This window comes from Halalkalibacter oceani (genome assembly GCF_023715705.1).
In the GTDB taxonomy this organism is placed as follows: domain Bacteria; phylum Bacillota; class Bacilli; order Bacillales; family Bacillaceae_D; genus Halalkalibacter; species Halalkalibacter oceani_A.
This window is the reverse complement of sequence record NZ_JAMBOS010000051.1, coordinates 1-3,999: the sequence shown is the minus strand read 5'-3', so window position 1 is coordinate 3,999 and position 3,999 is coordinate 1. Positions and strand designations below refer to the sequence as shown.

The following is a 3,999-nucleotide window of genomic DNA, read 5'->3' as shown; positions in this document are numbered from 1 at the left end:
CCATTTGCTTGATATATTGGTTGGCGAACCACATATATCGTAGCATCACGAAGGAGTTTTTTTCATACCTCGCTGGAAGCTTTCCGGAACCCTAGGCCTAGCCTAGGGTTTTCTTTTTACAAAAAGAGAGGCTGGCCCAAAAGGTAAAAAACAACCTTTTGGGCCAGCCTCCAAAATAACGTGCTAATGGGCGTTACCAATCTATCAAAGCCAGCTTTGTCTCAAGCTGCAAAATGCCTGCTTTTGTTTACTGTTCAATGCTTCGGCTTAAATTCGCCATTTCAATCGCCGCTGTCGCCGCGTCCCAGCCTTTATTACCCGCTTTCGTACCGGCGCGCTCCACCGCCTGCTCAATGGTATCGGTCGTTAACACACCGAAAATGACAGGCTTGCCGCTGGAAAGCGCTAATGAGCCGACGCCCTTTGCCACTTCATTACACACGTAATCGAAATGCGGTGTCGCCCCGCGGATCACCGTGCCCAACGTAATGACTGCATCATACTTTCCTGTATCAAGCAGTTTTTTCGCCGCGAACGGAATTTCAAACGCGCCCGGCACCCAAGCGATGTCAATATCCTTTTCATCAACCCCGTGACGTTTTAACGCATCCTCTGCTCCGCCTAACAGCTTACTCGTAATCAATTCATTGAACCGTCCGACAACGATTCCCACCTTTAACCCTGTTGCTACTAATTGTCCTTCAAACACTTGTCCCATGTAAGTTCCTCCTTGATTATCTCAATCATTTTTTCTATCTGCTGCCGTAACTGCTCATTAAAGGTGGAGCATATGGCCCAGTTTTTCTACTTTTGTTCTTAAATATTTTTCATTGTCCTTCGTTGAAGGAAGCTGCAACGGAACCCGGTCAACGACCTCCAGCCCGTACCCGCTCAATCCGGTGATTTTACGCGGATTGTTCGTTAGCAGTCGCATTTTGGTCACACCAAGCTCTCTTAAAATTTGCGCCCCGATCCCGTAATCACGCAAGTCCGCGGCAAAGCCGAGCTTCTCATTCGCTTCAACGGTATCATAGCCTTCCTCCTGTAGCTTATAAGCGCGAAGCTTATTCATCAGCCCAATTCCTCTTCCTTCCTGGCGCATGTAGAGCAACACGCCGTTTCCGGCTTTTTCAATTTGCGTCAAAGCGGCATGCAATTGCGGGCCACAATCACAGCGATGTGAGCCAAAGACATCGCCAGTCAGGCATTCCGAGTGAACGCGAACGAGCGTCGGCTCCCCTTCAAGAATCTGTCCTTTGACAAGAGCGATGCTTTCTTTCTGATCGACGACATCGGTGAAGCCGATCACGCGGAACTCGCCGAAATCGGTCGGCAAATTAATCTCGACCTCTTTTTTCACAAGCGTATCCTTGCGGTGACGGTAGCGAATCAAATCCTTGATCGTAATCATTTTCAAGTCGTGTTCGTCGGCAATCTTGCGCAGCTCCGGTACGCGCGCCATCGTCCCGTCAGCATTCATCACTTCACAAATGACTCCGGCCGGCTTCGCCCCGGATAAACGCGCCAAATCCACAGCCGCCTCGGTATGTCCCGCTCTCCGCAGCACACCGCCATTTTTAGCGATCAGCGGAAAAATATGCCCGGGCCGTTTAAAATGCCCCTTCTTCGTTTCTTCATCAACTAACGCACGGATCGTGTCTGCGCGTTCGTGAGCGGAAATTCCCGTCGTCGATGTATGGTGATCGATGCTGACGGTAAACGCCGTCCCATGAGGGTCCGTATTATGATCAACCATTGGCACAAGATCAAGCTCCCTGGCCCGTTCCTCCGTAATCGGAGCGCAAACGAGGCCCCGGCCATGTGTCACCATGAAGTTAATGACCTCAGGGGTCGCTTTTTCGGCAATCGCCAAAAAGTCACCCTCATTTTCACGATCCTCATCATCACAAACGATGACGATATGACCTTGCATTAATTCATAAATCGCCTCTTCAATCGGATCAAACATGCTTGCTTCTTTTTTACTTTCACTCATATCGGTTCACCACCCTATCCCTTCTTTTTGTTTAAAAGGAGCTGTCGTTCCTGTCTGATTTACTCCTTATATCTCTTATTTAAAGCCATGCTTTTCTAAAAAAGCTCCGCTTAACGACTCAGTCGACCGTTCCGCCGAGGCGTCAAAACGCTTGCGGATAAACTGCTCAATATACTTGCCGACCATATCACATTCAATATTCACTTTGTCGCCAACCGTTTTTGCGCCAATAATCGTTTCTGTTAAAGTATGTGGAATAATCGAGATCGTAAAGCTGTGATCATCGACAGAAAAAATTGTCAGGCTTGTGCCATCCACAGCAACTGATCCTTTTTCAACCATATAATGGCGCAGCTCCGGCGATACGGCAATTTGATAATAAACAGCATTATGCTCCGGCTTCTTGGCGATAATCGTTCCGATTCCATCGACATGCCCTGAAACGAAATGCCCGCCAAAGCGCCCGCCGGCACTCATCGCCCGTTCGAGATTGACCTTTGCCCCTCTTCCCAATCCTTGCAGGCTCGTCGCCCGCACCGTCTCCGGCATGATGTCGACGGTGAAGCTTCCCGCGGTGAAGGAGGTTACCGTGAGGCAGACGCCGTTTACCGCGATGCTATCGCCAAGCTTAACATCGGCTAAAATCCGCTTTGCCGCCAGCTTCATCACCATCGCATCACCGCTTTGCCTCACATCTTCAATCGTGCCGATTTCTTCAATAATTCCTGTAAACATTTTACTCACCTTCCTTCACAGCTCGTATTTTTATATCGGGGCCAACCGTCGCGACCTCGATAATGTTCAATTCATGGGCATCGGCTACTTCGGCAATGCCCGGTCCGCCAATCGCCGATGGAGCTGTCGAGCCACCAAACACTTTTGGGGCCATATAGACGATCATCTGATCGACCGCTTTCTCGATGAGGAAGCTGCCATTGACCTCAGCGCCTCCCTCGACAAAAAGCGAGGTCACCCCTTTGCGCCCGAGAAGCACTAGCAGCTCTCGAATCGTCAGCTCTTTCAAGCGGATCACGTTCACGCCAAATTGTGTAAGCTCAGCTTCCTTCTGTACCGAGGCCTGTTCCGTCGTAATCAGCCAGGTCGGCGCGAGCTGGTCCTGAACAATCTTCGCTTCAAGCGGCGTTCGCAGTTGGCGGTCGAGCACGATCCGGATCGGATTTTTCCCGCCATTTTCTAATCTCGTCGTCAAGGAAGGGTCATCAGCGAGCACGGTGTTTACACCGACTAAAATCGCATCATGTGTATGACGGTAGTAATGGGCGTCTGCCCGCGCCTCGGCGCTCGTGATCCATTTGCTTTTCCCGGCTACGGTCGCTGTTTTGCCATCAAGGGTGGTGGCCGTTTTCAGCGTGACATAAGGTCGCTGATGCTTCATAAAATGAAAGAACACCCGATTAAGCTCGTTTGCTTCCTGCTGACACACGCCAAATTCGACCTCAATTCCCGCATTCCGTAATTTTTCCAATCCTCGTCCGGCTACTTCCGGATTAGGATCTCCGGTAGCGATCACAGCCCGTTTTATACCACTTTTCACAATTAGGTCAGCGCAAGGAGGCGTTTTTCCATAATGACTACACGGCTCAAGCGTGACGTAAATCGTCGCTCCCCTGGCCTTTTCCCCGGCCATCGTCAAAGCGTGCACCTCGGCATGTGCCTCGCCGGCCTTTAAATGAGCGCCAAAGCCGACGATCGCTCCATCTTTGACGACGACTGAGCCGACAACAGGGTTCGGCGCGGTCTGACCCGCTGTGCTTTCAGCCAGCTCCAGCGCCAGCTTCATATAATCGTGATCGTTCATCCTATCACCGCCTTTATTCATCTTCCAGCTTCGGTTTATCAAGGGCTGATTATGTACAATCAAAACCACCAGTGTGAACTGGTGGTTTGTTCTGCGGCTGAAAGCCTCTCTTACCGGCCTTGGCCTTAAAGGCCCACTGAAAGGGTTTCCCGTCTGCACCACATTCACTCACTAATTCTAAAGA

General features: G+C 50.5%; 4 protein-coding genes. All 4 read right to left on the bottom strand.

Annotated elements, in window-relative coordinates:
* Window positions 1-247: 247 nt before the first annotated feature.
* Window positions 248-718, bottom strand: a complete 471-nt coding sequence (ribH, locus tag M3212_RS21445; protein WP_251195950.1) for a 6,7-dimethyl-8-ribityllumazine synthase — start codon at window positions 716-718, stop codon at window positions 248-250.
* A gap of 57 nt (window positions 719-775) precedes the next feature.
* Entirely contained in the window at window positions 776-1,996 is a 1,221-nt protein-coding gene (locus M3212_RS21440) for a bifunctional 3,4-dihydroxy-2-butanone-4-phosphate synthase/GTP cyclohydrolase II (RefSeq protein WP_285874965.1), read from the bottom strand.
* 75 nt (window positions 1,997-2,071) lie between these two features.
* Window positions 2,072-2,731, bottom strand: coding sequence for a riboflavin synthase (gene ribE / locus M3212_RS21435; protein ID WP_251195949.1), 660 nt, complete (start codon window positions 2,729-2,731; stop codon window positions 2,072-2,074).
* A gap of 1 nt (window position 2,732) precedes the next feature.
* On the bottom strand, window positions 2,733-3,815 hold the full coding sequence (gene ribD / locus M3212_RS21430; protein WP_251195948.1) for a bifunctional diaminohydroxyphosphoribosylaminopyrimidine deaminase/5-amino-6-(5-phosphoribosylamino)uracil reductase RibD: 1,083 nt from the start codon (window positions 3,813-3,815) through the stop codon (window positions 2,733-2,735).
* Window positions 3,816-3,999: the final 184 nt, after the last annotated feature.